This is a genomic window from Arthrobacter zhangbolii, assembly GCF_022869865.1.
GTDB classification, from domain to species: Bacteria; Actinomycetota; Actinomycetes; order Actinomycetales; family Micrococcaceae; genus Arthrobacter_B; species Arthrobacter_B zhangbolii.
Genome location: NZ_CP094984.1, coordinates 1,691,825 through 1,717,693, shown reverse-complemented (window position 1 = coordinate 1,717,693; position 25,869 = coordinate 1,691,825). Strand labels below are relative to the sequence as shown.

At 66.1% G+C, this 25,869-nt stretch carries 22 protein-coding genes; 10 read left to right on the top strand and 12 right to left on the bottom strand.

Features of this window, described 5'->3' with window-relative positions; translation table 11 throughout:
• Window positions 1-17 precede the first annotated feature (17 nt).
• The 5 genes from MUK71_RS07990 to MUK71_RS07970 all read right to left on the bottom strand — a co-directional run bounded on the left by MUK71_RS07990 (window position 18) and on the right by MUK71_RS07970 (window position 6,220).
• Window positions 18-1,244, bottom strand: coding sequence for an acyl-CoA dehydrogenase family protein (locus MUK71_RS07990; RefSeq protein WP_227927880.1), 1,227 nt, complete (start codon window positions 1,242-1,244; stop codon window positions 18-20).
• Window positions 1,245-1,307: 63 nt separating this feature from the next.
• Window positions 1,308-2,579: an ion channel protein gene (locus MUK71_RS07985; protein ID WP_227927881.1), complete on the bottom strand. Its 1,272-nt coding sequence runs from the start codon at window positions 2,577-2,579 to the stop codon at window positions 1,308-1,310.
• A gap of 97 nt (window positions 2,580-2,676) precedes the next feature.
• Complete coding sequence (locus MUK71_RS07980; protein WP_423724592.1) at window positions 2,677-4,185, bottom strand: MDR family MFS transporter; 1,509 nt, start codon at window positions 4,183-4,185, stop codon at window positions 2,677-2,679.
• Window positions 4,186-4,282: 97 nt separating this feature from the next.
• Window positions 4,283-4,612 carry a hypothetical protein gene (locus MUK71_RS07975; RefSeq protein ID WP_227927882.1) on the bottom strand — a complete coding sequence of 110 codons (330 nt, stop codon included), beginning with the start codon at window positions 4,610-4,612 and terminating at the stop codon, window positions 4,283-4,285.
• 27 nt (window positions 4,613-4,639) lie between these two features.
• Window positions 4,640-6,220: a cation:proton antiporter gene (locus MUK71_RS07970; protein WP_227927883.1), complete on the bottom strand. Its 1,581-nt coding sequence runs from the start codon at window positions 6,218-6,220 to the stop codon at window positions 4,640-4,642.
• 321 nt (window positions 6,221-6,541) lie between these two features.
• Between MUK71_RS07970 and MUK71_RS07965 the strand changes: the two genes are divergently transcribed.
• Window positions 6,542-7,654 carry a cupin domain-containing protein gene (locus MUK71_RS07965; RefSeq protein WP_227927884.1) on the top strand — a complete coding sequence of 371 codons (1,113 nt, stop codon included), beginning with the start codon at window positions 6,542-6,544 and terminating at the stop codon, window positions 7,652-7,654.
• On the opposite strand, the gene MUK71_RS07960 is transcribed toward MUK71_RS07965, so the two are convergent.
• Window positions 7,651-8,682 (bottom strand): FUSC family protein, encoded by a 1,032-nt coding sequence (locus MUK71_RS07960; RefSeq protein WP_227927885.1) that lies wholly within the window; start codon window positions 8,680-8,682, stop codon window positions 7,651-7,653. The genes MUK71_RS07965 and MUK71_RS07960 overlap by 4 nt on opposite strands.
• A gap of 127 nt (window positions 8,683-8,809) precedes the next feature.
• Entirely contained in the window at window positions 8,810-11,434 is a 2,625-nt protein-coding gene (gene hrpB / locus MUK71_RS07955; protein ID WP_227927886.1) for an ATP-dependent helicase HrpB, read from the bottom strand.
• Between the two features lie 300 nt (window positions 11,435-11,734).
• On the opposite strand from hrpB, the gene MUK71_RS07950 reads away from it, so the two are divergent.
• The 3 genes from MUK71_RS07950 (at window position 11,735) to MUK71_RS07940 (ending at window position 13,766) form a co-directional block, all read left to right on the top strand.
• On the top strand, window positions 11,735-12,226 hold the full coding sequence (locus MUK71_RS07950) for a CarD family transcriptional regulator (protein WP_227902043.1): 492 nt from the start codon (window positions 11,735-11,737) through the stop codon (window positions 12,224-12,226).
• Between the two features lie 100 nt (window positions 12,227-12,326).
• Window positions 12,327-13,070 (top strand): GntR family transcriptional regulator, encoded by a 744-nt coding sequence (locus MUK71_RS07945; protein WP_227902044.1) that lies wholly within the window; start codon window positions 12,327-12,329, stop codon window positions 13,068-13,070.
• Window positions 13,071-13,148: 78 nt separating this feature from the next.
• Window positions 13,149-13,766 carry a malonic semialdehyde reductase gene (locus tag MUK71_RS07940; protein ID WP_244802843.1) on the top strand — a complete coding sequence of 206 codons (618 nt, stop codon included), beginning with the start codon at window positions 13,149-13,151 and terminating at the stop codon, window positions 13,764-13,766.
• 90 nt (window positions 13,767-13,856) lie between these two features.
• On the opposite strand, the gene MUK71_RS07935 is transcribed toward MUK71_RS07940, so the two are convergent.
• The 4 genes from MUK71_RS07935 to MUK71_RS07920 are packed head-to-tail and all read right to left on the bottom strand — an operon-like array spanning window position 13,857 to window position 17,058.
• Window positions 13,857-14,471 carry a TetR/AcrR family transcriptional regulator gene (locus tag MUK71_RS07935; protein ID WP_227927888.1) on the bottom strand — a complete coding sequence of 205 codons (615 nt, stop codon included), beginning with the start codon at window positions 14,469-14,471 and terminating at the stop codon, window positions 13,857-13,859.
• Window positions 14,472-14,492: 21 nt separating this feature from the next.
• Window positions 14,493-15,680, bottom strand: coding sequence for an NAD(P)/FAD-dependent oxidoreductase (locus MUK71_RS07930; RefSeq protein ID WP_227927889.1), 1,188 nt, complete (start codon window positions 15,678-15,680; stop codon window positions 14,493-14,495).
• Entirely contained in the window at window positions 15,677-15,868 is a 192-nt protein-coding gene (locus MUK71_RS07925) for a ferredoxin (RefSeq protein WP_227902048.1), read from the bottom strand. Before MUK71_RS07925 ends, MUK71_RS07930 begins: the two co-directional genes overlap by 4 nt.
• Entirely contained in the window at window positions 15,865-17,058 is a 1,194-nt protein-coding gene (locus MUK71_RS07920; RefSeq protein ID WP_227927890.1) for a cytochrome P450, read from the bottom strand. The genes MUK71_RS07925 and MUK71_RS07920 overlap by 4 nt, the downstream gene beginning before the upstream one ends.
• 226 nt (window positions 17,059-17,284) lie before the next feature.
• Here MUK71_RS07920 and MUK71_RS07915 point away from each other — a divergent pair, with 226 nt between their 5' ends.
• From MUK71_RS07915 to MUK71_RS07895, 5 genes are all read left to right on the top strand, one after another.
• The gene (locus MUK71_RS07915) at window positions 17,285-18,349 is read left to right on the top strand and encodes a phosphotriesterase family protein (protein WP_227902050.1); all 1,065 of its coding nucleotides are present in this window, start codon (window positions 17,285-17,287) and stop codon (window positions 18,347-18,349) included.
• Between the two features lie 28 nt (window positions 18,350-18,377).
• Window positions 18,378-19,340, top strand: a complete 963-nt coding sequence (locus MUK71_RS07910; RefSeq protein ID WP_489884321.1) for a phosphotriesterase family protein — start codon at window positions 18,378-18,380, stop codon at window positions 19,338-19,340.
• A gap of 65 nt (window positions 19,341-19,405) precedes the next feature.
• Window positions 19,406-20,524 (top strand): FAD-dependent oxidoreductase, encoded by a 1,119-nt coding sequence (locus MUK71_RS07905; RefSeq protein ID WP_227902052.1) that lies wholly within the window; start codon window positions 19,406-19,408, stop codon window positions 20,522-20,524.
• A 41-nt stretch (window positions 20,525-20,565) separates the two neighbouring features.
• Window positions 20,566-21,498, top strand: coding sequence for an alpha/beta hydrolase (locus tag MUK71_RS07900; protein ID WP_227927891.1), 933 nt, complete (start codon window positions 20,566-20,568; stop codon window positions 21,496-21,498).
• Complete coding sequence (locus MUK71_RS07895) at window positions 21,495-22,853, top strand: MFS transporter (RefSeq protein WP_227927892.1); 1,359 nt, start codon at window positions 21,495-21,497, stop codon at window positions 22,851-22,853. The genes MUK71_RS07900 and MUK71_RS07895 overlap by 4 nt, the downstream gene beginning before the upstream one ends.
• 110 nt (window positions 22,854-22,963) lie before the next feature.
• On the opposite strand, the gene MUK71_RS07890 is transcribed toward MUK71_RS07895, so the two are convergent.
• Window positions 22,964-23,902, bottom strand: a complete 939-nt coding sequence (locus tag MUK71_RS07890) for an MBL fold metallo-hydrolase (protein ID WP_227902055.1) — start codon at window positions 23,900-23,902, stop codon at window positions 22,964-22,966.
• 184 nt (window positions 23,903-24,086) lie between these two features.
• Between MUK71_RS07890 and MUK71_RS07885 the strand changes: the two genes are divergently transcribed.
• Window positions 24,087-25,820 carry a CocE/NonD family hydrolase gene (locus tag MUK71_RS07885; protein WP_227902056.1) on the top strand — a complete coding sequence of 578 codons (1,734 nt, stop codon included), beginning with the start codon at window positions 24,087-24,089 and terminating at the stop codon, window positions 25,818-25,820.
• Window positions 25,821-25,869: the final 49 nt, after the last annotated feature.

The following is a 25,869-nucleotide window of genomic DNA, read 5'->3' as shown; positions in this document are numbered from 1 at the left end:
GGCTGGCCTCTGATGCTCTAGGCGAAGGCGGACAGGCCGGTGATGTGCCGGCCCAAAATCAGGGACTGCATGGTGTCGGTGCCCTCATAGGTGAAGACCACCTCCATGTCGGTCAGGTGCCTTGCCACATGGTTTTCGAGCAGCAGTCCGTTGCCGCCCATGATGTCCCGTGCCTCCTGGCAGATCCAGCGTCCCTGCCGCGCTGCGAACATTTTCGCCATGGATGCCATGGGGCTGGTCATCTGGCCGGATTCGCCCAGCTCGTTGAGCCGGAAGCAGGTCAGCTTGATGGCGGTCAGCTGGGCAAGCATGTTGGCCAGCTTGTTCTGCACCAGCTGGAACCCGGCAATCGGCTTGCCGAACTGTACGCGCTGCTTGGCGTACGCGACGGCAATCTCATAAGCAGCCACGGCATGTCCCAGCGCCTCCCAGGCCACTCCCCCGCGGGTGGCGGCAAGGACCTTGTTTACGTCCTTGAAGGAGTTGCAGTTTTCCAGCCGGTTCGCGGCCGGAATGCGCAGGTCCTCAATGACAATGTTGGGCTGCAGCACGGCACGCTTGCCCATCTTTCCGGTGATGACTTCGGCGTTATACCCGGTCGGGTGGCCCTCGGCGCCCTTCTCCATGACAAACGCCTTAACCGCGCCGTCGGCTTCATCCCGGGCGTAAATGATCACGATGTCGGCAAAGCTGGCATTGCCGATCCATCGCTTGCTGCCGTTCAGGACGTAGAAATCGCCCTCGCGCCGGGCACTGGTCTCCAGCGAGACCGAGTCGGATCCGTGCGCCGGCTCGGTCAGGGCAAAGGCGCCGATCTTTTCAAACCGGGCCATGGCCGGCAGCCAGCGCTGTTTCTGTTCCTCACTGCCGAGCATGTCGATGCTGCCCATGGCCAGGCCGGAGTGGACCCCGAAAAAGGTGTTGATGGAGCCGTCGCCGCGGGCCAGCTCAGCGGCTGCGATGGAGGCAGACATCCGGCTCATGCCGGGGCACCCGTATCCCTTGATGGTGCCGCCGGCGATGTTGAGGGCTGCCAGCTTGGGAATCAGCTCGTACGGCACCTCGGCCCGCTCCCAGTATCCGTTGATGACCGGCAGCAGGTCCTGGTCCACGAAGGCGCGTACCCTCGCCTGCACGTCTTTTGCCTCCTCATCCAGCTGCTCGTCGAGCAGGTACAGGTCGGCATCAACGTCGGCGACGTCGTTGGGATCGAAGGTGGGACGGGCGGACTGGAGGACGGTCATCGGGGCTCCTGACGTAAGCACTAACTAATCGTTCATTTAGTATGGAGTCCGTCACACCCGTGGTCAAGGATTTTCCGGGACGCCCTGTTCGGCGAGCATGTGCGGCGCGTTGGTGACCACCAGCCAGGCCGGCAGCACAGCCAGGCAAAGGACGCCGGTCACGGTGACGTCGCCGGTGATCACCACGGCGATAAAGAGGGCCATCCAGCCGTCCCGGGCCACGGCAAGTACCAGCCCGAGCACGGCCGCGGACACGGCCAGCGCTACCGGTATGCCCGGCACAAACCCGGCGACCGCCAGGCCGGCGGCAACGCCGATAAAAACGGCAGGAAAAATCCTCCCGCCACGGAAGCCTGCTGCCGCCGCTATGACCAGGGCGGCGAGTTTCACCAGTGCGTCACCGAGCAGGGCCCAGGGTTCCTCGCCGCCCGGGTTTTGGAGCAGGCGCGCGGATTCGGCCGCCCCTTTGAACAGGGTCACCGGCCCGCCGATCACACCCAGCAGGCCAAGCAGCACTCCCCCGAGCGTGGTGTAGAGGACAGGGCTTCCCAGCCGCCGGAATCCGCTGTGCACCCGGGCGAAGACCGCTACCCCGAGCAGGCCGAATGCGGCCGCCAGCGGAGCAATCACCAGCGCCCCCAGTGCGTCCCAGCCGTCCGGGGCGCCCATGGGCGGGAGCCGGACCTGCAGCAGCGTGCCACCGAGCAGGGTCATGGTTACTGCTCCGGCACCGGCGGAGACGAGCGGCAGGAAAAGCCTGTCAAAGAGGGCTCCCCCGGTGCGCATTGCGCCGGCCAGCCCGGTAAAAAGCAGGGCGGCCGCCACGGGTGTGCCGAACAGGGCACCCACGGTTCCTGCCACCGCGAGGCCGGCGATCACCCGGGCGGGTATGCGGACGAAAAACCGCCCTGCCAGCGCGGTCAGCAGGGCGGTATTGATGGCAATAATCGGATTCTCCGGTCCCAGGCTGACGCCCCCGGCCAGGCCAAGGACTGCAGCCAGGGCGAGCCCCGGCACCACGCCGGGCGGCAGCGGCGGACCGCCCAGTTCGGCAGCTGCTGAATCCGGGCCGGCATGGCCTGGCACAAACCGTACAGTGAGTCCCACGGCGAGCCCGGTAACCGTCAAGGTGCCCAGAATCCACCAGCCGCCCGCGGGATCCGCGCCGACGGCGGCCGGCAGGTCCGCCCAGACCCAGTGTTCGAGCAGCAGGCTAAGCCTGTCGAGACCAAAAAGGACCAGGGCGGACACCACGCCGAACAGGACCGCCGGGCCCGCGAGGGCCAGCAGCATCCGGACGCGGTTTCCGCCGGGGGCTTGCCTGTGCTCGGACATGGTGCCACTTCCCGGAGTGCAGTGCCTGTGATGGGGCGGATTGCACCTGCGTTACCGAGGATAGTGGCCGCCGCTGCCGAACAACAGGCACACCGGGTTAGTGGACGCCCACCCCGTCAGGCAGTTCGTTCACGGGACGGCGGACAAAGAATGACGCCGCCAGTGCCACCAGGGAGATCACGGCGCCCCAGAAGAAGGCCGTATGGATTCCGGCCGCTGCTGCCGGGATGGCCGCCAAGCCGTCATTAACTGCAGCGGTGGTGCCGGCTGTCATCAGCGTGATGAAGACTGCCGTACCTGCCGCTCCTGCCAGTTGCTGGAGCGTGTTGATGATGGCGCTGCCGTGCGAGTACAGCGTGCGGTCCAGGGAACCGAGTGCAGAGGTGAACAGCGGGGTGAAGATAAAGCCGAGGCCGGCGTTCAGGAAGCAGTGCAGCAGGATTACCAGTGGCACCGGAGAATCCTCCGTCAGCATGGTCATGCCCCAGAGCGAAGCACTCAGCACCAGGGCGCCGGGAATCACCAGCGGCCGGGGTCCGAAACGGTCAAAGAGACCGCCGACAATCGGGGACAGGATTGCCATGACCGCACCGCCGGGCAGCAGCAGCAGACCGGTTTCCAGAGTGGACAGGCCCAGCACGTTCTGCAGGTAGAGCGGGAGCACAATCAGGCAGCCGAACAGGGCCATCATGCTCACCAGCACCATAACCACAGCTATGACAAACGGCTTGCTGGTGAAAGTGCGCAGGTCCATCAGTGCCCGGTCAGAGCGCTGGAGCACCAGCTGGCGGTACACAAACCCGGCCATGGCCAGTGCACCGACGGTCAGGGGGATCCACAGCGGCATCAGTTCCTTGCCCTGGGCCGCGTCTCCGATGCTGCTCAGGCCGAAGATGATTCCGCCGAAGGCAAAGGTGGAGAGCACTATGGACAGGGCATCGAAGGGAACCCGTTTCGGTTCGGTCAGGTTGCGGATGAAGACTGTCCCCAGGACCAGCGAGAGCAGGGCAATGGGCAGCACCAGCCAGAACATCCAGCGCCAGTCCAGCGCATTGAGGATGATGCCGGAAACGGTCGGCCCGATGGCCGGAGCCACGGCGATCACAATCGAAATGGTTCCCATCATGCGGCCGCGCCTGTGCGCAGGCACCGCATTCAGCACCGTGGTCATCAGCAGCGGGATCATGATGGCCGTACCGCCGGCCTGGATGATCCGCCCGCCCAGCAGGGCACCGAATCCGGGAGCCAGGGCAGCGAGGAGGGTGCCGGCACTGAACAGGGACATGGCGGTCATAAACAGGCCGCGCATGGAGAAGCGCTGGAGCAGGAACCCGGTCGCGGGGATTACCACGGCCATGGTGAGCATAAACCCGGTGGTAAGCCACTGGGCGGTTCCCGCAGTGATGTTCAGGTCCACCATCAGCCGGGGCAGAGCCACGCTCATGATGGTTTCGTTCAGGATGACGACAAATGAGGAAACGAGCAGCAGCCCGATAACGGTTTTCGTCCGCGGATCCAGGGCGTCCGGTGCCGGTTTCCGTCCGGCGCGTTTTGTGGTGCCCGCTGCGGGCAGCGGTGAAGAGTTGGTGTGGGGGTCAAGACTCAAAGGGGTGAAATCCAATCACGCATAGTTGCTGGGCACGCGGCGATCGATGCCCGGCCTGCCATCCTATGCGTTTGGAACACCCGGGGATTAATCCGGGCTATCCGAAGCCAATGACCAGCAGCCCGAACCCAAGGACGCAGGCAACCACCAGCCACCAGCCAAACACCACGGCCACGGCAGCCATGGCCAGCACCATCACCCAGGTCCGCCGGACGCGGCTGCGCAGCCAGGTGAAGATCAGCGGGGCGGCCAGCAGGAGCATCACCACGGACCCAAGGATCAGTGCCAGCAGCAGAGTGAGCAGCACCGGCTCCGGCAGAATCCACAGCTGCAATATCACCACTGCCACCGCCAGGGTGATGGCGGCAGCCGCCTGCACCACCCATGCCAGCCCCAAAAGCGGCCAGGACTGATCGTTTTCGCTCATAAACCCGCAGTCTAGCCGCGAAGGAGCCTAGTGCCGTTCCCGGTGGTCCATGGTGACGGTCCTCAGATCCAGCCGCCGCAGCACTCGGTCCACGGCCTCGGGATCCGTGCCGGGGCGGCGTCGGGCTGCGAGCACCTCGCGCCGTGCCGCGTCCATGGCTTCACGTTGGACCACATCCATGAGTTCCAGGGTGGCTTTGCGGTCCAGCAGCTTCTGCGGATCCGGCTCGTCATCGCCCTGCAGCATTGAGTGCAGCGAGGACATCCGCTTGGCCAGCACGGCCCGGCGTTCCGGCGGAAGCTGCGCAATTGCCGTGGAGCGTTTCATGCTTTCTATGGCTGCCCGTTCCGCGCGAAGCGCCAGTTCGCGTTCCTTGCGGTCCGCGTCCCGGTGGTTATCGGGCAGCCTGAGGACCCGCATCAGCCAGGGCAGGGTCAGGCCGGGTATAACGAGCGTGACCACGAGTACGGCCGCGGCGCACGCGACCACGAAGTTCCGGCCGGGCAGGGCCTCCCCGGCCATGGTGGTGCCGGGCAGCGCCAGGGCCAGCGCCAGGGTGGCGAGCCCGCGCATGCCGCACCAGGTCAGCACGAGGACTTCCTTCAGCGAGCCGGGAACCCGGTTCATCTCGGTTCCGCCCAGCCGGTAGATACCCAGCATCCACAGGAACCGCACCACCAGGACGGCCACGCATACTGCGGCAATTCCGGGAACGAAGCCGAGCAGTTCCGCCCCCTCGTCCTCGATGATGTACCGCATCTCGATGCCCACCAGGCCAAACGCAACACCAGTGGTCAGCATCTCCACCACGTCCCAGAAAGCGGTACGGGTGAGCCGTTCCTCGGAATCCTGCGGGCGGGCCCGGCGTCCAAGTTCCAGTGCGGTGACCACCACTGCCACCACCCCCGAAAAGTGCGCTTCTTCAGCAATCAGGTACACGGCATAGGGCGCCACCAGAGTAGCTGCCGAACGGGCCACCATGTTCGGGACAAAACGGTTCAGGCTGCCGACAAGCCACGCCATGGCCAGGCCCAGGAGGACGGCTCCCGCTGCACCGATAAGGAACCTCGGAACCACATCCCATCCGACTTCACCTCCGCTGGTGCTGGCCGCCACGGCGGCCTGGAAGATCACGATGGCGATGGCGTCGTTAAACAGGCCCTCTGTCTGGAGCACGGTGATCAGGCGGCGCGGCATTTTTACCTTGCCTGCCACCGCTTCCACCGCCACCGGGTCCGGCGGGGCGACAATGGCACCCAGGGCAATTGCGGCCGGCAGTCCGAGGGCCGGGATCATGGCCCAGGAAACCCCGGCAACCACCGCAACTGTGACTGCGACCAGGGCTACGGCCAGGAGCACCAGTGACCGCCACCGCAGGCGGAAGACGGACCAGGAGCTTCGTTGCGCCGCGGCGTACAGCAGCGGCGGCAGGAAGAGCGGCAGGATCAGTTCCGGGTTGATGTGCACCTCGGGAATGATCGGCAGAAAAGCGATCAGGGCGGAGAAGATCAGCATCAGCACCGGGTACGGAAGGCGGATACGTTCACCGACGCCGGCAGCCAGTACGGTTCCGAACAGCAGTCCGATCAGCAGTATCAGGAATTCCATGGTCTCAGCACCTTCCGCGCCTGGAGTCCGGAGCTGTTATGCATGCCATGTCTGTCCGCAACCTCTTCCGGGTCTGGGTCACTGCCTATTGGTCTGCGGACAATTATTGCACCCGGTCCGGGAGAGTGAATGAATGCATCGAGTGCAGGCTTGCCCCGGGGCGGGTGGAACCCGGCAGACTTCACGGGCGAACATCACAGGCGTGCATACGCATCCTCACAGCGGGAACCCCGCCCGCGGTGTCAAGCCCGGATGTGGACAGCGTTAAGATTATTCAACAGGCATTTTGAGTGCACAAATCAAGGTGATTTGAGTTCTAAGATGTTGACTCCACATCTGTATGACACCGTCCCTACCGTTTCACAGCGGGGCACGCTGACCGCTGCCCGCGGCCCCGGTCTGCTGATCGACTGGGACCCTGCCGACATACCGGATGCCCTGGACCGTCTCGCCGAACAGCATCCGGAGCACTTCACCGGCCCGGATGCCCTGCCCCAACACCCTGTCCCCTTCCGGATGCGTTTGCTGGATGCGGGGGCTCCACCCCCGATCCTGATCCACCCCTCCGTGGAGCAGGCCCAGGCGGGCTTTATCCGCGAGCAGGCCCGGGGCGTACCCATGGGTGCAGGCAACCGCAATTACAAAGATTGCCATGCCAAGGTGGAAGTAGCCGTTGCGGTAAGCCCCGTCAGCGTATTGTCCGGCGAGCGTAACCCTGCGACCCTCCGGGAGGTCGCCGAGGGGTTGGATCTGCCCTGGCTCCGGTCTTTCGTCACCTTTCAGCATGAATCGCCCAGCCACGCCGTGCTGCGGATGACGCGTGACGAGCAGCAGCGGGCGCTGCGGGAGACAAATTTTGCAGTGGACAGGGCCACGAACCCCACCGGGGCGGTGGCCGATACCGTGGCCACGGTTCGCCGTCTCCGCGAACTGTTTCCCGGGGACCGCGGCATCCTTTACGCCGTCTGCATGAATCACATCCATCTGGAACCAGGCCAGGCCATGGTCACACCGGCGGGCTGCCTGCATACTTACGTGTCCGGTCAGGCAGTGGTGCTGATGAGCATCTCCGAGAACTCGCTACGGGTGGGCCTGACCAGGGACTACGTGGATACCGGTGAACTCCAGCAGGTCCTGCGTGAGGACCAGCCAACGCCGGCCCCCCTGCCGGTTATCCCAGTTGACGGCTTCCAGGACAGGATTCCGCTGTGGAGCGAGGATCTGCATCTGGGGCGTGCGGTGTTGGATGACACCGAAGAGACCGTCCAGCTGGGCCGTTTTGCCATAGTGCTCTCAGCGAAGGGGCGCGCGGAAATCACCGTGGGTGGCACCACCACACCCGTATCAGAGGGCTGCCGCGTCCTTTATCTTGGGGACCCGGCTCAGGCCCGGGTCCGCGGACCCGCGCAGCTTTTCATTGCTACCCGGCGCTAGCCCCGCACCCTGGATCCCGCATGCCGCGGAGTGGTGACGGCGACCACTGCCAGCGCCACCAGCGCACCAATAGTAGTTTGCAGTGACCGGTCCATGGTTAGCGCCCACACGTCTCCGCCGTGCGTAAATCCCGTCATCATCAGCGCCACGGGCGTCAGGAACACCATGGCGGCGCCGTAATGCCTGACCACATAGAGTTCACCGCTGAACTGCAGCATGGCCAGCAGCAATGCCAGCTGCACGGCTGACCAGGGCACCTGCATCAGCAGGGCGGAAAACAGTACGCCGGCATAGGTGCCGGCAATGAAGTGCACTGCCCTGGCTGGTCCCCGGGACAGTTCGACGGCGGCCAGCGGGGCGCAGGCAGCCAGCATTGCCCAGTATCCGTGTCCGAGGCCGAGCCCTGCGGATACCGTGCCGGCAATGCCTACTGCTGCGGCGTAACGGCTTGCGTGGACCAGCAACCGGCGGGCACGCCTCGGGCTGCCCAGCCGTGCCGCCGGCTCCCGGAGACGGCCCGGGCTATGCCGGCGGGCGTGCAGCCGGCCGGCCACTCCCAACAGCACCGCCAGCAGCGTACTTGCCGTGACGGTGAGAAATGCTTCGACCAGCGAACCGGCAAACGGCGCGGCCGACGTCGCTGTAAAGGCAAAAATGTAAGTGAACGGGCCGGCCGGGCGCACCCGCAGGGAATCCGCAGCCACAGAGATGCCCGCAGCAATCAGGGTTCCGGTGAATACCACTGTCCAGGGTCCCCGGCCGGCCTGGGACAAGGCCACCCCGGCCATCACCGTCAGGACCATCAGCACGCCGGAAGCGGTTTGCTGCTTCAGCCGCCGCCAGTGCGGTTCGCTGCGCCCGAACACGCCGGTCAGGGAACCAAAGATGGCACACATGGTCAGATCGGTACGTCCGGCAGGAATCAGTATCAAAAGCGGCAGCAGCATCCCCAGGCCAACACGCACGGCCGGGAAGCGGTGTCCGCGGCCGGAGGGGATACTCAGGAATTCACGGACGGAGTACTTCACGGGTGCAGACGGCCTTTCACGGCAGCACAGGACGGAGCGCTGCCCTTCCAGCCTAAAACCCGCCGTGCTTCGCGGCGGGGCAGGGCGGCTGTGACTCTGCACTCAGCACCGCCCCGGAACCCCGCCCCTACATCCGGGCCTTGGTGCGTGCCGTTGCCTTGGCCTGCCAGGGATCTTCGGGCCAGGGGTGCTTGGGATACCGGCCCCGCATCTCAGCCCGCACCTGTGCATACGGTCCGGACCAAAAGGACGCCAGGTCATCCGTCACCGCCAGCGGCCGGCCCGCCGGCGAGAGCAGATGAAAGAGGACCGGAACCCTGCCCTGGACCAGCCGGGGAGTCTGTGCCCACCCGAAACACTCCTGCAGCTTCACGGCTACCACGGGCCGCTCCCCTGCATAGTCGATCCGCACGTGCGAGCCGCTGGGCACCTCAAGCCGTTCGGGAACCAGCTCCCCCATGTGCGCGGCCTCGGGCCACGGAAGCAGACGCCGGAGCGGTTCGGTGAGGTCGATGCCGCGCACCGGGCTGCCGGCCGCCAGTGCGTCGAGCTCCGGTGCAAGCCAGTCCTGGAGCCTGGCCAGCAGCGCCTGCTCGGCAACATCGGGCCACGGTTCCCCCAGTTCCCGGTGCAGCAGTGCCATCCGCCGGCGCAGCGTGCCGGCAGCCGGTGAAAAGCCGATAATGTCCAGTCCCTCCTTCAACAACGCACGGCCAACGGCATCCCGGCCGGCCTCAACGGAAGCCCGGACCGGTGTAGAGGAGAGCACAATGGCGCCCAGCCGGCGTTCCTGACGGGCGCTGACCCGCCCGCCGGCAAACCGGGCCTCCACTGTATCCGTGAGCAGATGCGCAGCAGCGGCTTCGGCGGACGCTGCTGACAAGGGTGCGGCAGCCCGAATCACGGCGCCCGTGCCCGCGGCATCCCGGCCGGCAGCACGCGCCACCTCTGCCACGGCCAGCCACTCCTGGCCGCCAAGGCTACTGCCCGCCGGAAGGCCCGCCCGGGTGCCGGAGGCGAGCAGATAGCGCTCCGGCCCGGTGCCCGGCACCCGCCGGGCAATCCGGTCCGGGAACGCCAAGGCAAGCACGTACCCCAAACCTTCCTCCGGATCGGGGACCCAGGGGTGCTGCCCGGCCACGGACGCCGGTGGATGCTGTTTCCGGGCCACCGTCTCCATCCGCCGGACGTCTTCAGCCCAGCGCCGATGTCCCGGGTCCCGGCCGGAACGCAGGTCGGACAGCAGGCGGGTAAGGTCCGCGCCCGGGGCGCGCGCCTCCCCGGCTGCCAGGGCCACCGCCTCCGCGGCCGGGCGGGCCCCCACGGACGCCGCCCCGTCCAGGAGGGCCCGGGCCAGACGGGGGTCGGCAGGAACAGCGGCGAGCGCCTTACCGGTCGCGGTAGCCATACCTTGGGCATCAACAGCCCCAAGTCCCCGCAGCACGGAGACGGCCTCCTGCAGGGCAGCGGGCGGAGGTGCATCCGGGAGCGCCAGGCCGGTGCCTCCCGGCGCTCCCCAGCAGGCGAGCATCAGGGCCGCGCCGGTCAGGTCCGCGACGGCGATTTCCGGAGTCGGGTGGGCCGGTGCCGCACCGTAGGCCCTGTCGTCGTAGCAGCGCACCACCCGGCCCGGCCCCTGGCGGGCGGCCCGCCCGGCCCGCTGCTCGGCTGATGCCCGGGAACAGGAGACCGTCACGAGGCCGGACATGCCGCGCGCAGCATCCCGCCGGGGCTCACGCGCCAGGCCCGAATCTACTACCAGGCGCACGCCCGGGACGGTCAGCGAGGATTCCGCCAGCGCTGTGGACACGATAATCCGTGCCGGTTCTCCCGCCCCCCGGCCGGAAACCGCCCGGTCCTGTTCCCGCGCCGGGACCTGGCCGTGCAACTCGAGCACTTCCGTTCCCTTCGGAGTCCGGGAACGCAGGCGGCTGGCCACGTGGGCCACTTCCCGGGCACCGGGGACAAACACCAGCGTGTCGACCGCGGGGTCGCCAGCCTGCGCGTCGGAGTGCGCCAGGGCAGCGGTATCTGCCACATGATCCAGGAACCCGCGCGTTACACCGTGTTCATCCAACCGTGGCACGGACGGCGGGTGCCATTGGACGGTAAGCGGGTACAGGGCCGAGGGGCAGCCGACCAGCGGCGCCGGCCCGCCGCCGTCGCCGTCACCGAGCAGGGCGGCAAACCGTTCCGCATCCAGGGTTGCGGACATGGCAATAAGTGTCAGGTCACCGCGCAGCTGCCGGACTTCGGCGAGCATGCCCAGCAGCAGGTCCGTTTCCAGTCCGCGTTCGTGGACCTCGTCCAGGATGACGGCCGCAGCCGTTTCCAACCCTGGATCAGCCAGGAGCCTGCGCAGCAGGATTCCCGGCGTCACGAACTCGATGATGGTCTCCGCGGAGGTGCGGGCCTCTCCCCGGACCGTGTAGCCAATGCGCTGTCCGAGTGCTGACCCGTCAAGCTGGGCCAGCCGGCGGGCCGCTGACCGGGCGGCAACCCTGCGTGGCTGGGTGACCAGAACCCGGCCCCGGGTGCCGGCTGCCTTCGCAGCGGCGTTGGCTACCGCCGGCGGCACCAGCGTTGTTTTGCCCGTGCCCGGCGGTGCCTGGACCACTGCGCTCCCGGCTCCGGCGGCAAGCAGGGCCGCCAGCTCCGGGAGTGACTCTGCGAAGGCCAGGCCGGCACCTATGCGGGACAGGTCAAAAGGCCGTTGCAGGTCCGGCGGAAACGGGGAGGATGGAGCATTCACTTTTCCATTCTGCCCTCCGGCCGGGTTCCTCCCGGCCCAAAGGAGCGCCGCTGCAGTCTTTTTCGCGCATCGCGGACCCGCATCCGGCCGCGGGCACCGGATTTTGCCGGGGTTTCCGGCGTAAAATAGATCCAGTGGCCGGGCTCGCAGGTGCAGCTGCTTCCATCCATAGGTGGCCGGGTGCATCCGTGCTTTTGGCACGCCGGGCAGTTCTGTCCGCAGCTGAAACGATGGTTACCGCCGGCGACCTGCCGGAAGGGCATCGAGCGTGGCCCCGGACTTCCGCCAGGAGGTAATTACTTGCCATTTTCAGAGGGACAGGTTTTGGTCCACCCCCACCACGGCCCCGCCGTCGTGATGTCCTATCAGACCCACCCCCGGATGCAGAAGGACTGCATTGTCCTGGAGGTCCGGTCCTCCCGACTGCTGGTCTGGGTTCCTGTTGACCAGGTTGAACATGTGGGCCTCCGGCCGGTACTTGATTCCGCCGGGCTGTCTGCCCTGTTCGCCGTCCTGAAGGCTCCCGCGGATACTGAGGATCCGCAGTGGTCCCGCCGCTACAAGGACAACAGCGAAAAGATCGCAACCGGCGATCCGATGGTGATTGCCGCCGTCGTCCGCAACCTCATGCTGCGCGATGCGGACCGCGGGCTCTCGCAGGCGGAACGGGAAATGCTCCGGCATGCCCGCCGGCCGCTGCTGACCGAGATTTCCCTTTCCCTGGGTATTTCGGAGGACGACGCCGGCGGCCGGCTGGACGCCGTCTGGTCAAGTTCAGGCGCGGCCGCCTAGGGCGGGCTTGCGGGCCCCGGACGCCCGTAATGTCCGGGTATCGGCTCCGAATCGTGGTTGACTGTGATCCCCGCTGTTTATCACTTGGAGTACGAACACCATGGCCGCTGGCGAACTTGATCCCTCGTCCGGGGTCCCCCTGTATCGGCAGATCAAGGACATCCTCCGCACGGAGATTTCCGACGGGACGGCGGATCCGGGCACGCCCATGACCGAGGACCGGCTGCTGGAGCGCTTCGGCGTGAGCCGGGCGCCGATCCGGCAGGCCCTGAAGGAGCTCTCCTCGGAAGGGTATGTCTACCGGAAGCAGGGCAGGGGCACCTTTCCGGTCACCGGCCCGCGCATTCTCCGCCCGGCCCACGTGCGTACCGGCGATCTTTACCATTACCTGACCGAAAGCGGCCTGCATCCGGCATCGATCGTTTCCGACATCGCACGGGTGGAACCTCCGGAGAAGATGTCAGAAGTCCTCGGCATTGACCCCGCGGAACGGGTGCTTCACTTTACCCGGGTGATTTCCGTGGAGGGTGAACCCCTGCTCGAAGCGCGCATTTACATCCGTGCACCGGAGGGCTTTGCTCCGACCGTCCTCGAACTGGAGGAGTCCGGCTCGGGCTTCGAGCTGCTGGAACGGGAGCTGGGCATTGCCCTTGGCCGGGCCGAGCATGAATCCTGGGCTACCGCCGCAACGGCGGAGCAGTCTGCCGCACTGGGGGTGCGCGAAGGCAGTCCGCTGCTGGTTATCGAAACGGTTTTCTATACCACCGACGGGCAGCCGGCCGGCTGGCGTTCCGCGGTACACCGCGCCGACCAGTTCAGGTACAGATTCGTAACCGGGCGCTAGGACTTCGTTTTGGACATACACCCACGCAGCCGTATGGTTAAACCTTCAACCATCTACTTTGAAGGAGGACTGCTGGGCATGAGCGACGGCACTCTCGAATCAACCTCGGCGCTCGACTCAGCAGCCCTGGACCTGCTGTTCCGCGACGCACGGACCGTTGCCGAGTTCACGGACCAGCCGGTCACGGATGAACAGCTCCGGGACATCTATGAGCTGACCAAAATGGGCCCCACGGCAATGAACATCCAGCCGCTGCGGATCACCTGGGTACGCTCGCCTGAGGCCCGCGGGCGTCTGGCGGCCCACATGGCTGAGGGCAACAAAGCAAAGACCGAAGCGGCTCCGCTGACGGCCGTCCTCAGCTTTGACCGCAGCTGGCACCGGCATTTCGCCACGGTTTTCCCGCCGGCTCCCGCCCAGGGCGCCGTCTTTGCCGCCAACGCCGAGCTCAGCGCCATGATGGGCAACAACAACGCCCACCTGCAGGCCGGGTACTTCCTGCTTGCGGTGCGTGCCGTTGGCCTGTCCGCCGGTCCCATGGGCGGCTTTGACGCCGCAGGGCTGGACGCCGATCTGCATGCCGGCCTGGACCGCCAGTCCTTCCTGGTGGTGAACATCGGCGTTCCCGGCGCAACGGAACCGCGTCACCCCCGCCTGCCCCGCCTCGACTACGCCACGGCGGTCACGGAGCTCTAGGAAGCACGGGTCCTTGGGGAAACACTGAGCACTAAGAACAAAGCAGAAGGCCCGCCGGACTCCGGCGGGCCTTCTGCTCACATTCACCTGTCAGGCATCGTCGCACAGCAGGTGGTACCAGCTGTCCGCGAGCACCTCCAGCGCGTGCTCCCGGTTCGGCTCCAGTTTCCGCCGGGTCCACAGGGTGGCCACGTAATCCAACTGCGTGTAGGCCAGGGTGCCCCGGATGTGGTGGGTTTCGGCAGGGAAGCGTCCGGCCAGCCGCAGGCCGCGGACAATGTCGGAAATGACTTCCTCATGCCACCCGTCCATAAGTGCACGCACCTCGGGATCAAGGGCGGCAGCCTCCTCAAGCACGTCCAGATAGGGTCGGAACACCGGCCAGAGCGCAGCACGCGATTCCAGCCAGTCCAGGACACCCGCCATCCGGCCCGCCCGGACCACCTCCACGAGTTCCCGGGCCGTGGACGGCTGCCCGGCACCGGCTGCCCGTTCCAGGACAGAGTTCACCCGGCCCATGAAATCCTTCATCAGCTCGGTCCGTGACGGATAGTAAGCGTAGAAAGTGACCCGGGTAGTACCGGCCGCCACAGCAATTTCATCGATGGTGGTGGCGGCGTATCCCTTGGCGGTGAAAAGCTCCAGGGCGCACTCGACAATCCTGTCCCGCGTCAGTTGTTTTTGGGCCTCACGCAGCGACGACATGCTGTTTACAGTAGCAGTCAGTCAGGTGCGGACAGGCACCGGCGGGCTGAGCACGCCGGGTCCCTGGCTGGCCAGACGGCGCAGCTTGGGAACCGGAATGCGGTAGTTCACCGACACTGCGGTCCCTGCCCCGTCCGGGCTGCCCCACCACATCAGCCGCGAGTCCTCGTTTGGCCCGTCCGACGAGGAGCCGGGCGCACCCTGAACGGGCGTAAATCCGACTGCCTTGAGCGACAGGCCGAATGCTTCGGTCCAAAAGTACGGCTGGAAAGCCAGTTCGGGTGCCTCCTGCCCGTGCAGCAGTCCGGCGGCGGCAACCTTGGCCTGGTCAATGGCGCTGGTCCACAGCGGCACCCGGGCCACTCCCCTGCCGGTGGGGAAACTGGCTACGTCCCCGGCAGCGACAATGTCCGGCCGCACCCGGCCGCGGGAGTCCACCTGCAGTGTCCCGCCGGTCAGCAGCCCGGACCCGGCCAGCCACTCCGTGTTGGGGATATCGCCGGCAGCCGTCACCACCAGATCTGCTTCCAGGCGGCTTCCGTCCGCCAGCAGCACCGTGGTACCGGCGTCGGAGCGCTCGAGCTGCGCCCTGCCGCCGCCGCTGATGATCCTCAGCCCCTGCCGGGTGGCCGCCGTGGCGAAAATGTCCGCCAGGTAACCGCCCAGCTGCCGGGACAGCGGCGGGCCGTCGGAAACCAGGGTCACCCGGCAGCCGGATTTCAGACATCCTGAAGCGACTTCCATTCCCAGCGGGCCGCCACCCACGACAACCACCGAAGGCCCGGCAGCGGCCAGCCGCTTCAGGCGGAGAGCGTCCTCAAAGGTCCGCAGTGTGACTTCGTGCCCCGCGCCGCCGTCGTCCGCTGCCGGGCCAAGCCGGCGCGCCCGGGAACCGGAGGCGATCACCAGTCCGTCGTACGGCAGCTCCCCTCCCGAATCCAGCCGGACCACCCGCGCCCGGGGATCGAGCCCGGCAGCGGATTCCCCAAGCATCTCGGTGGCACCGTGCGTCGGCGCGGGCAGTTCATGCGCGGCGAGGTCTTCCCCGCCGTGCAGCAGTGCCTTCGAGAGCGCCGGGCGGCTGTAGGGCCGGTGGGTTTCGGCCCCTACTACGGTCAGTTCCCCGTCAAACCCGCCGGCACGCAGGGCATCGCAGGCCGTCAGGCCCGCAATCCCGTTACCCACCACCACTATGCGCCGCTGTGTCATGCGCTCAGCCGCAGAGCTGCCACGGGGCAGATCCGCACGGCGGCGTTCGCCGCCGAAGCGTCCGCCGGATCCACTTCCGCAACATCGATCACCAGCTCGCCGTCGTCATCGAGGTGCATCAGTTCCGGGGCCGCCTCCTCGCACAACCCGTGGCCCTCGCACCGCGGCCGGTCCAGTTCTATCCTCATGCTGCCTCCACCTTCGTTACCTGCAGTTCATCAATGCTCCGCGTGATGTTGCCGGGGACGCGGATTTCCTCCCCTGCTGTCCAGGACTTCATGTGCCGTGCCAGAGCACCGACAATGGCGTGGCCTTCCAGCTTCGCCAGCCCCTGTCCGGCGCAGCCGTGGGGGCCGTAGCCGAAGGAGAGGTGGTCCACGGGATTGCGGGTGACATCGAACAGGTCCGCGTCCGCGTACTGCCGGGGGTCGCGGTTTCCCGCGCCGAAGAGGATGCCCACCTGCGACCCGGCCGGAACGGTCGCGGAGCCTATCTCCACGTCCGCGGTGACGCGGCGCCCCCACACATGGATGGGTGCCCAGTACCGCAGCACCTCGGCGAAGGCGGACGGCACCAGCGAGGGGTCCTCCCGGATGAGGTCCAGCTGCCCGGGATGCCGGCCAAAGAGCGCCACCGCATTGCCAATCGAGGCGATGGTGGTGTCCACGCCGGCCCCGAGGTACTGGTGGATGATGTTTCCGGCGTAGCCCGCCGGAATCTCGCCCCGGGCTTCGGCGTCGAAGATCCCGCGCCCAATCGAGCCGGGAAGCAGATCCCCGGCAGTGACGGATGAGCACCACTCGTACAGTTCCCCGGCAATCGGGAAGCTTTCCCGGGTGCGCTGGTTCAGCGGTCCGATCACCTGCATGGCCGCCTGTCCCCAGCGCAGCATGTTCTCCTTCACCGCACCGTCGAAGCCGATCAGGTCCGCCACAATTTCCAGGGGAAAGGCACGGGCCAGCGAATCAATGGCGTCGAAACCGCCGCCGGCTGCCAACCCGGCAACCAGTTTGTCTGCTTTCTCCTCAATGACCACCTTGAGCCCGCGCAGCGCCCGCGGCGTCAGGTTCGCGGAGAGCGTGGCCCTCAGCTGGGTATGCAGCGGTGCGTCCGACGCCAGGGAGGTGCCCGCCAGTGCCTCGTTGACCATCGGGTTGAACCCGATGGAGGTGGAGGAGAAGGTTTCGGGATCACCCAGCGCATCCCGGATGGTTTCGTACCGGGTCAGCACATACACATCGTTCCGCGGAAGGTACACCGCCGGGGCGAGCTCACGCAGTTCGGCGTACACGGGATACGGATCGGCCAGGACGGCGTCGTCCCAGAGGTCAACGTCGGAAACGGCGGGTGCGTTCATGGGCACCTTTGTGCTGCTCATGGTGAAACTCCTTTGTTTCGAGGGACAGGGGCAAGGGCTGCGAAGACAACTGCAAACAGTCTGGACGGAAGGTTTACAGTGTGTCAAGCATCACATATAAACCTGACGTTCTGATGTCTTACTTGACACGGTGTAAAGGAATCTGTGATGCTACCCACACATCAACAACGGGTGTGAGCAGCGCCATATGCGCCTCGCACCCACCCGAGCTTCAAAGGAGAGGCAAGTGAGCCACTTCGCCGGCGGCGACGCCGCAAGTACTTCCCCGGGCGCCGTCGGACAGCAGAGCCGCAGCGCCACCGTCAATACCGTGCTGGGCCCTGTTCCCGCCGATCAGCTGGGCCCAGTGGCAGTGCATGAGGCCCTCCTTTCAGTGCTTCCCGGTGCGGAGTATGCCCCCGACATCTCCATGGACCGGGCAGAGATCTTCGAGACCCTGGCAGCTAAGCTGACCGAGTTCCACCGGCACGGCGGACGCACCGTCGTGGACAGCACCGGCATGTTCCACGGCCGGGACCTTCCCCTGTATGAAGCCCTTTCCCGCTCCACCGGCGTGCACATTGTCGCCTCCACGGGCATGGGGCCCGAAGAGATGCTGGGCGGCTACTTCCTGACCCCGCAGACCAACCCGCCTACCCCGTGGCCGGCCGACAAGTTTGCCGACCTTTTCACCAGGGAAGCCATCGACGGCATGGTGATCCCCCGCCTCGAACGCCGGGCAGCTGCCGGCCTGGTGGCAACGGCTGCGGACCGCGCCGGCATGACGCCAACGGAGGAGAGCCTGTTCCGCGGCGCGGCCCGCACCGCGCAGGCAGCAGGCATTCCGGTATCCATCCGCTTCGGCGCCGACGCACTGCATGACCTTGATGTTGTCCTCGAGGAGGGACTGGCGGCGGACAGGGTGCTTGTTGGCGGACTGGACCGCCGTGACGCCGTGGAGGCAGGAGCACCCTTGGAGGTGGCCCGCCGCGGAGCCTACGTGGTCCTTGACCGGGTGGGCACGAACGGGGAGGACGCATATGTGGACGACAGCCGGCGGGCCGGCCTGGTTCAGGAGCTGGTGAACGCCGGGTACGCCGCACAGATCCTGCTCTCCGGCGGTTCCGTGGGCGTGGCCAAGGGCCACCCCGGCTATGACCTGCCGTTCAGCTACGTCCTGTCCACCTTCGTTCCGTTCCTGCACTCACAGGGACTCGGAGAGGAAGTCACCCGGCAATTCCTGGTCGATAACCCCCGCGCCCTGCTTTCCGTGCGCGGCGCCGTGCCTGCCCCGGCAGCGGCCGGCGTCTGAACAATCAAAAACTTATCTATTTTCTGAGGTGTTGGTGTTGGCAAAAGTAAACACTGTATTGGGTACCATTCCGGCCGAAGAGCTCGGCATCGTAGCCGTGCACGAACATATCGGCTACGGCATGCCCGGCAGCGAACTGGACGAAAAGTGGTGGAAGACGCCGGAAGAGCGGTACGCCGAAACGGTGCCGAAGCTGCGGCAGTTCCATGAGTACGGGGGCGGAACCATCGTGGACGCCACGGGCATCTGCAACGGCCGCGATGTGGACTATTACAAGTCCCTGTCCAAAAAGACCGGCGTGCACATTGTGGCGTGCACCGGATTTGTGGGCGGAGACACCGCTCTGCCGCACTTTGCCCGCGCAAGCGTGGCCTACCTGGCCTCGGTCTTTGTCCACGAAATCACGGTGGGCATCGGGGACACCGGAAGCAGGGCCGGCGTCATCAAGGTCGGGGTGAGCCGCGGCGGCCGGATGACCGAGCTCGACAAGCGCATCTACCGTGCCGCAGCCCGGGCCTCCGTAGCCACCGGCGTTCCGATCCTGACCCACCTCGCCATCGATCCGGCACCCGCCATCCGGATCTTCAATGAGGAAGGCCTGCCGCTGGACCGGGTGCTGTTCGGCCATGCAGATGACGGCCTGAACGCCGAAAACACTCCGAGCGAATGGATCATGAGCCAGGGTGGCCGCATTGGCTTCGATACCTTCGGCTACGAGACCGAACTGCCCGATCCGCCGTTCTGGGCCCGGCCGCGCAAGGAACGCCTGGACCATTTCCTTGACCTGATCGCAAAGGGACACCTGAACCGGCTGCTGGCGTCCGCGGACGCCAACTGCAGCCCGCTTGGCTGGCCCGGGGTCAAGGGACACACGGTCAACTACATCTTCGAGGACCTGATGCCGGACCTGCGCAATGCCGGTGTCGACGAGGCAGACATCAAGACCCTCTTTGTCGATAACCCCGCAGAATTCCTCTCCATCTCCGCCTGACCATTCCCGAAACGCCCTACACACTGCCCGGCGCAGCGACGCTCCGGACAGGGAAAGCGATACCCATGGAAATCTCTGAATTCAAAGATCTGCACATCGCCATTGTCGGCGGAGGATACGGCGGCGCCGCGGCGGCCATCGCGCTGAAGAGCATTGGCGCCGAAAACGTCCACGTTTATGAGCAGGCTCCGGCCTTCGGACAGGTGGGCGCAGGCATCGGCCTGCGCCCGACCACGGTGGAACTGTTCCGCCAGTGGGGCATTTTCGACCGGATTGCGGCGGTCAGCGCACCCAGCGACCACCTACGGATCCTGTCCGACGACGGCGCCCACCTCCTGGCACGCGAGGAATGGCCGATGCTGCACGGCTACGCCCAGACCAACCACACCCGCATCATCCACCGCGGCGACTTCATCGAGGCTCTCTTCGGTGCGCTGCCGGAGCAGATGGTCCACACCGATCACAAGCTCACATCCATCACGGACAACGGCGCGCAGTCCACCCTCACGTTCGAAAACGGCCGCACGGTAACCGCCGATCTGGTGATCGCGGCGGACGGCATTCGCTCCCTGGTCCGCCAGCAGCTGTTCAGTGCGAAGCCGCCGGTCTTCGCCGGCGAGCATGCCTACCGCACCGTTATTTCCATCGACGACGCGTTTGGCCTGGTCACGGACGACAACCCCCGCTTCTACGTGGCCCGGAACGGCACCGTGGCGTACACCCTGCCGCTGCGGCACCGCAACGAGGTGTCCTACGACATCACCACACGCTCCGACGACGATTCCTGGGCACCGGTGATCACCAACGAATCGCTCGTCGCCGTCCTGGAAGGCTTCGACCAGCGCGTCATCGACGTTGCACGCACCCTGGACATCACCAAGGTGACCAGCCGTTCGGTCTACGACATCGACCCGGTGGACGTCTGGCACAGCGAGTCGGTCACCCTGCTCGGGGATTCGGCACACGCCATGCTGCACCACCAGGGCCAGGGCGCGAACTCAGCCATCCAGGACGCCGGCGCCCTCGCGGACGCCCTGCTGGCTGCGGACTCGATCCCCGCCGCCCTCGAACAGTTCCAGGCCGTACGCAAGCCCGTCACGGATGAACTGCAGCGGCTGTCCCGGCTGGGCTGGACCCCGGAGTCCGCGGAAACGGCTTTCCCGGAACAGACACCGGCGCGCTGAGCCAGCCTGTCCCCCGCACTTTCAAGCACCAAGGAAACAACATGACGATACATCCGGAAATCGCCAAAATCCTGGCCACTATCCCCGCCCCCGACGGCTCGCCGCTGGATCCGGCTGCCATGCGTGCCGGCGAGGCGGCGCAGGTTCCCCCTCCGGCGGACCGGCTGCCCCTGCACGCCGTTGAGGATCGCACCGCAGCAACGCCCTCCGGGGACGTGCCGGTACGGATCTACACACCCGTGGACTCTGACAGCTACGGCCTGCTGGTGTACATGCACGGTGGCGCGTTCTTCCTCGGCAGCCTGGACACCCACGATCACGTCGCGCGTTCCCTGGCCAAGGAAACGGGCTTTAAGGTGATCTCCGTCGGATACCGGCTGGCACCCGAGGCAGCGTTCCCCGCCGGACTCCGGGACAGCTACGCCGTCCTCCGCTGGGCGGCGGACAACGGTGCCGAGCTGGGCTGGGACGGACGGAGCCTCGCGGTGGCCGGGGACAGTTCCGGCGGCAACTTCGCCGCTGCCCTCACGGCCATGGCGAAGGACGACGGCTGGCAGGGCATCACCCATCAGGTCCTGTTTTACCCGTCCCTGGATTTGGACTTCGATGTGGACCGCTACGCCTCGATGCGGGAAAACGCCGAAGGCTACGGGTTGGAGACTGCGGGCCTGGCGCCCTTCAACGCCTTCTACCTCGAGAACGGTGCGGACCCGGCGGATCCCCTCGTCTCCCCCATCAAGCGCGGTGACCTCTCCGGCCTTCCGCCGGCCCTGATCATCACTGCCGAGCATGATCCCCTGCGCGACGAGGGTGAACTCTATGCAAAGCGCCTGGCGGAGGCCGGGGTCCCCGTGCAGCTGCACCGCTACGCCGGCGCGAACCACGGTTTCGTGGCCAACTTCTCCTGGCTGCCGGAGTTTTATGCGGCTTTCAGGGAGACGGCGCAGTTCCTCACCGGTAACGAGCAGCCGTGAATCCGATCAACGTCCGGGAGTTCATCGCCGGGACACCCTTCAACCGGTTCCACGCCGGCATGCTGTTCTGGTCCTGCTTCATCATCACCTTCGACATGTATGACCTGGTGGTCTACGGGTCGGTGCTGCCGGTCCTGATGGAGGAATGGTCGCTGGGACCGGTGGCAGCCGGCGCGATTGGCAGCTACGGCATCTTCGGCATGATGGTGGGTGCCATCCTCTTCGGGATACTGGCTGACCGGCTGGGCCGGACGAGGGTCCTCACGCTCAGCGTTGTCCTCTTCTCCGTGGCCAGCGCCCTGTGCGGCTTCGCGCCGAACCCGGAGGTTTTCTCCGTGCTGCGCTTCATCGGCGGCCTGGGCATCGGCGGCATCCTGCCCTGCCTTATTGCCATGCTGACCGATTATGCGCCCCGGAACCGGGCGAACACCCTGGTGGCCGTGGTGATGTGCTTCTTCTCGGTGGGCGGCATCCTGGCAGCCTTCGTGTCCATGCTGGCGCTTCCGGTGTTCGGCTGGCAGAGCGTTTACTGGGTGGCTGCGCTGCCCCTGCTCTTCCTGCCGCTGATGACCAGGTACTTCCTGGACTCCCCGGCAAGCCTGCTGGAACAGGGGAAAACGGCTGAACTGCGATCCGCCCTCGGTAAGGTGAACCCGACGGCCGTTCCGGCCCTGGACGCCACGTTCACGGTCAGCCAGGCAAAGGAACCGGGCAGTCCGGTGACGGCACTGTTCAGGAACCGCCGGGCGCTGGGGACGCTGATGATCTGGGTGGCCTTCTTTATGTGCCTGCTGATGATCAACGGGCTGACCACCTGGCTGCCGAAACTGATGGTGGAAGCCGGCTACGCCCTGAACTCGAGCCTGACGTTTATGGTTGTCCTGAACGTGGGTGCCATCATCGGCACGCTGGTTCTGGGCAAGCTCTCGGACAAGTGGGGCGTCAAACGCGTACTGGTACCCATGTTTGTGGTCTCCGCGGTCTCCCTGACACTGCTCGGTTTCGGCAGCAACATGGCCGTCCTGCTGCTCCTGGTGGCAGTGACCGGGGCCTGCACCATGGGGGCGCAGAACATCTCCTACTCCTTCGTGGCGCAGTACTATCCCTCCTCCATCCGTTCAACGGCCATCGGTCTGGCGTCCGGAGTGGGACGCATGGGCGCCATCCTGGGTCCGACCTTCGGCGGTGTGCTCCTGACCCTGAGCCTGCCGGTGGAAATGAACTTCCTCTTCTTCGCCATCCCGGGACTGATCGCCGCACTGGCGTTCTTCTTCGTCCCGCTGGGCAGGAAGGGGACGCCAAAGGACGCACTCCAGGGCGCGGATGCCGGATCCCCCGTGGCCGAACCCCGCTGAGCACGGAGCATCCCTGCAGGCAACAACGACGGCGGCCCGCCTCCTTTCGGAGACGGGCCGCCGTCGTCGTCTGCGCGCTGTCTGCCTCCCGCCCCGCAGACAGCCCGCGGCTACGAACCGGAATGCAGCCGCCGGTAGCCGTCCAGGGTGGTGAAGAAGGGCGAGGGTTCCAAGGTGGGGTTCCCCGTGTAGCCAAGCTCCCGCGCCACCGGCTCAAACGGCGAGTAAACGGAGTCCGTCTCCCGCAGCCCGTCCTGCAGGCATCGGGCCGCTGCGCCTGCAATCCGTGCCTCGATGTCCAGGCTCTCCTGCAGTGCCTCCCGTGCCTGTCCGGCGTCGAGTTCCACCCCGTAGGGCTCACCGTCGGAACGCCGGTACGGATGGCCCAGGTACAGGTGGCCGGGCCGGACCTGATCAAGAAGGTACCGGAGGCTGGCGCGGTAAGCCGCCGGGTCCTCGTACCCCGGAAAACCGTTGGCTGCGCCATGGACCTGAACGGCGTCGCCGACAAAAACGTCGTTCTGACCATCCACCACGTAGGCGACCGAGCCTGCGGTATGCCCCGGCACGGAATGCACCGAAACGGAGACGCCGCCGCCCAGCGAAAGCCGCTCGCCGCCACGCACCAGCATGGTCGGCTCCAGCTCCCCCGATATAACGGCCCGGGCGGTCTTCGTCTGTTCGGCCACACCTTCGGGATCCTTCAGGTACTGCTGGCGGACGTCGACATACTGGTCGAGGTGGCGGTCCCGCGAGCGGAGCAGGGGTGCATCCGCCTCATGAATCACCACCTGGGCACGCCGGCCCGTCAGCTCCCAGAGCGCGCGTGCCCCGCCCAAATGGTCAATATGTCCGTGGGTCAGCAGGATCCAGCGCACATCCCTGATGCTCCTGCCCAGTGCCTCCAGTGCCGGCACCATGCCGTCTGCGGGTGACGAGGAGATGCCCGTGTCCACGATGGCTGGTTCGGGGGCATCGATGAAGAAGCTGTAGAGGCCAAACCGGCCCCACGGCGACTCCAAAGGATGGATCTTCACGTCCTGCGTCATTCTCTGCTCCTCAGCTGCACCGGACACCGGCTACTGGATGATTGTGGCACCGCGCGGGGCGGCACGGGGCGGCAGGGACCACTGTGGTCTTGCACACACAAAGTTTATTATAATAATATGTTGTTGTCACCCGCTGATTGCCGGCTCTACTGGCCATCAGCCGTCCCTAAGGAGCTACATCTGCATGGCTGAATTCTCGACGTGGAATGCCGGTGGCGAGACCATCTCCATTCGCAAGGATCTCCGCGCCCCCATGCGCGACGGCGTTGAACTGGCGCTGGACGTGTACCACGGCACCGAAGACAAACCGCGGCCGGCCCTGGTTGCGCTGAGCCCCTACGGCAAGGAACTGCAGGCCCTCGCGCTCACCATGCCGCCGCAGCGCCGCCCAAGCCCCATGTGGGACGGCTGCATCGAGGCCGGCGACATAGCCCGCATAGTCCGCGAGGACTATGCCCATGTCATCGGAGACCTGCGCGGCTCCGGGGACTCCGGGGGTGAGCACATCGGCAATTACAACGCCGGCGGCGTTTCCCTGGGCCAGGACGCGTACGACTTTATTGAATGGGTCGCCGAGCAGCCCTGGTGCGACGGCAACGTCGGAATGGTGGGCATTTCCTACTTCGGTTCCATGCAGGTCCTGGCCGCGGCCGAACGCCCTCCGCATCTGAAGGCCATCTTCGTTTCCGGCGGCCACTATGACTTCTATGAGACCACGTACCACGGCGGCGTGATGTGGTTTATGCCGAGGGCCGCACGCGAAGGCCGCGGCGGAGACTCCGGCTGGGCGTTCACGGACCGGACAAAGTCCCGCATGCTGGAGCGCTACTCCCCCGAGGAACTGAAAAAGCTGGTGGCCGAGCGGCTCCGGGATCCGGATGTCGCGGCCTGGCCCAACCTGGTGCACACCCTGAACTATCCCAAGCACCACGAGGCCTGGTTCGACATCGTGATGAACGAGCTCGACGGCGAGTGGTACGAGGAGCGCAACCCCATCACGCTGGCCCCGAACATCGATATTCCGGTGTACCTGCAGATCGACCAGGGCCGTGGCTGGACCATGGACGGCACCATTGAGCTTTTCGACGCGCTCAAGGGACCGAAGAAACTCGATATCGGTTCCTACCCGCCCATGCAGTCACGCCCCTTCATCGAGGAACACGAGAAGATGTTCCGCTGGTATGACTACTGGATCAAGGGCATCGAGAACGGGGTCATGGACGAACCCGCGGTCAGTGTGTTTGTGGAGGGCAGCAGGAAACAGGTCACCGGCAGCGCCTGGCCGCCCAAGCCGGTGGACTACCGCCCCCTCTACCTGCGCCCGCGCCGCAAACTGTCGCCGGAGCCCGAACCCATGGGCACGGAGTACGCAGCCCCGGACGGCTTCTACCAGGCCCCGTTGACGGTGACTGACAAGGTGGAAATCCTCAGCTGGAGCACTGACGCGTTTGAGCAGGATACGGAACTGATGGGATCCGGCGCAGCGCACATCTTTGCAGAGATTGACCAGCCGGACACCAACTTCATCCTGCGGCTGTGGGACAGCGCCCCGAACGGCACACGCCAGCTGATCACCACCGGCTACCTGAAGGCATCGCACCGGGAACTCGACGCGGACCGGACCACCGAGGGCAACCCCTACCACCCGCATACCCGTGCAGTGCCGGTGGAACCGGGCGTGGTCGAGGAGTACGTGATCCGCCTCTATCCGTTTGCCGCCACCTTCCGGCCGGGCCACCGGCTGGTCGTGGAACTGTCCAATGACGAACCGCTGGCGGACGAGCATAATGCCCTGCTGCCGCCGGACGCGTTCCATCTTCCGGTAGGCCGCCCGGTGACGCACAAGATCTATCGCGACGCCGCGCACCCGTCCCGGCTGGTACTGCCGTTCACCACCGGCGAGGCGTCTCAGGGCTAACCGCCTACACAACAGCAGAGGGCGGGCACCGGATCCGGCGCCCGCCCTC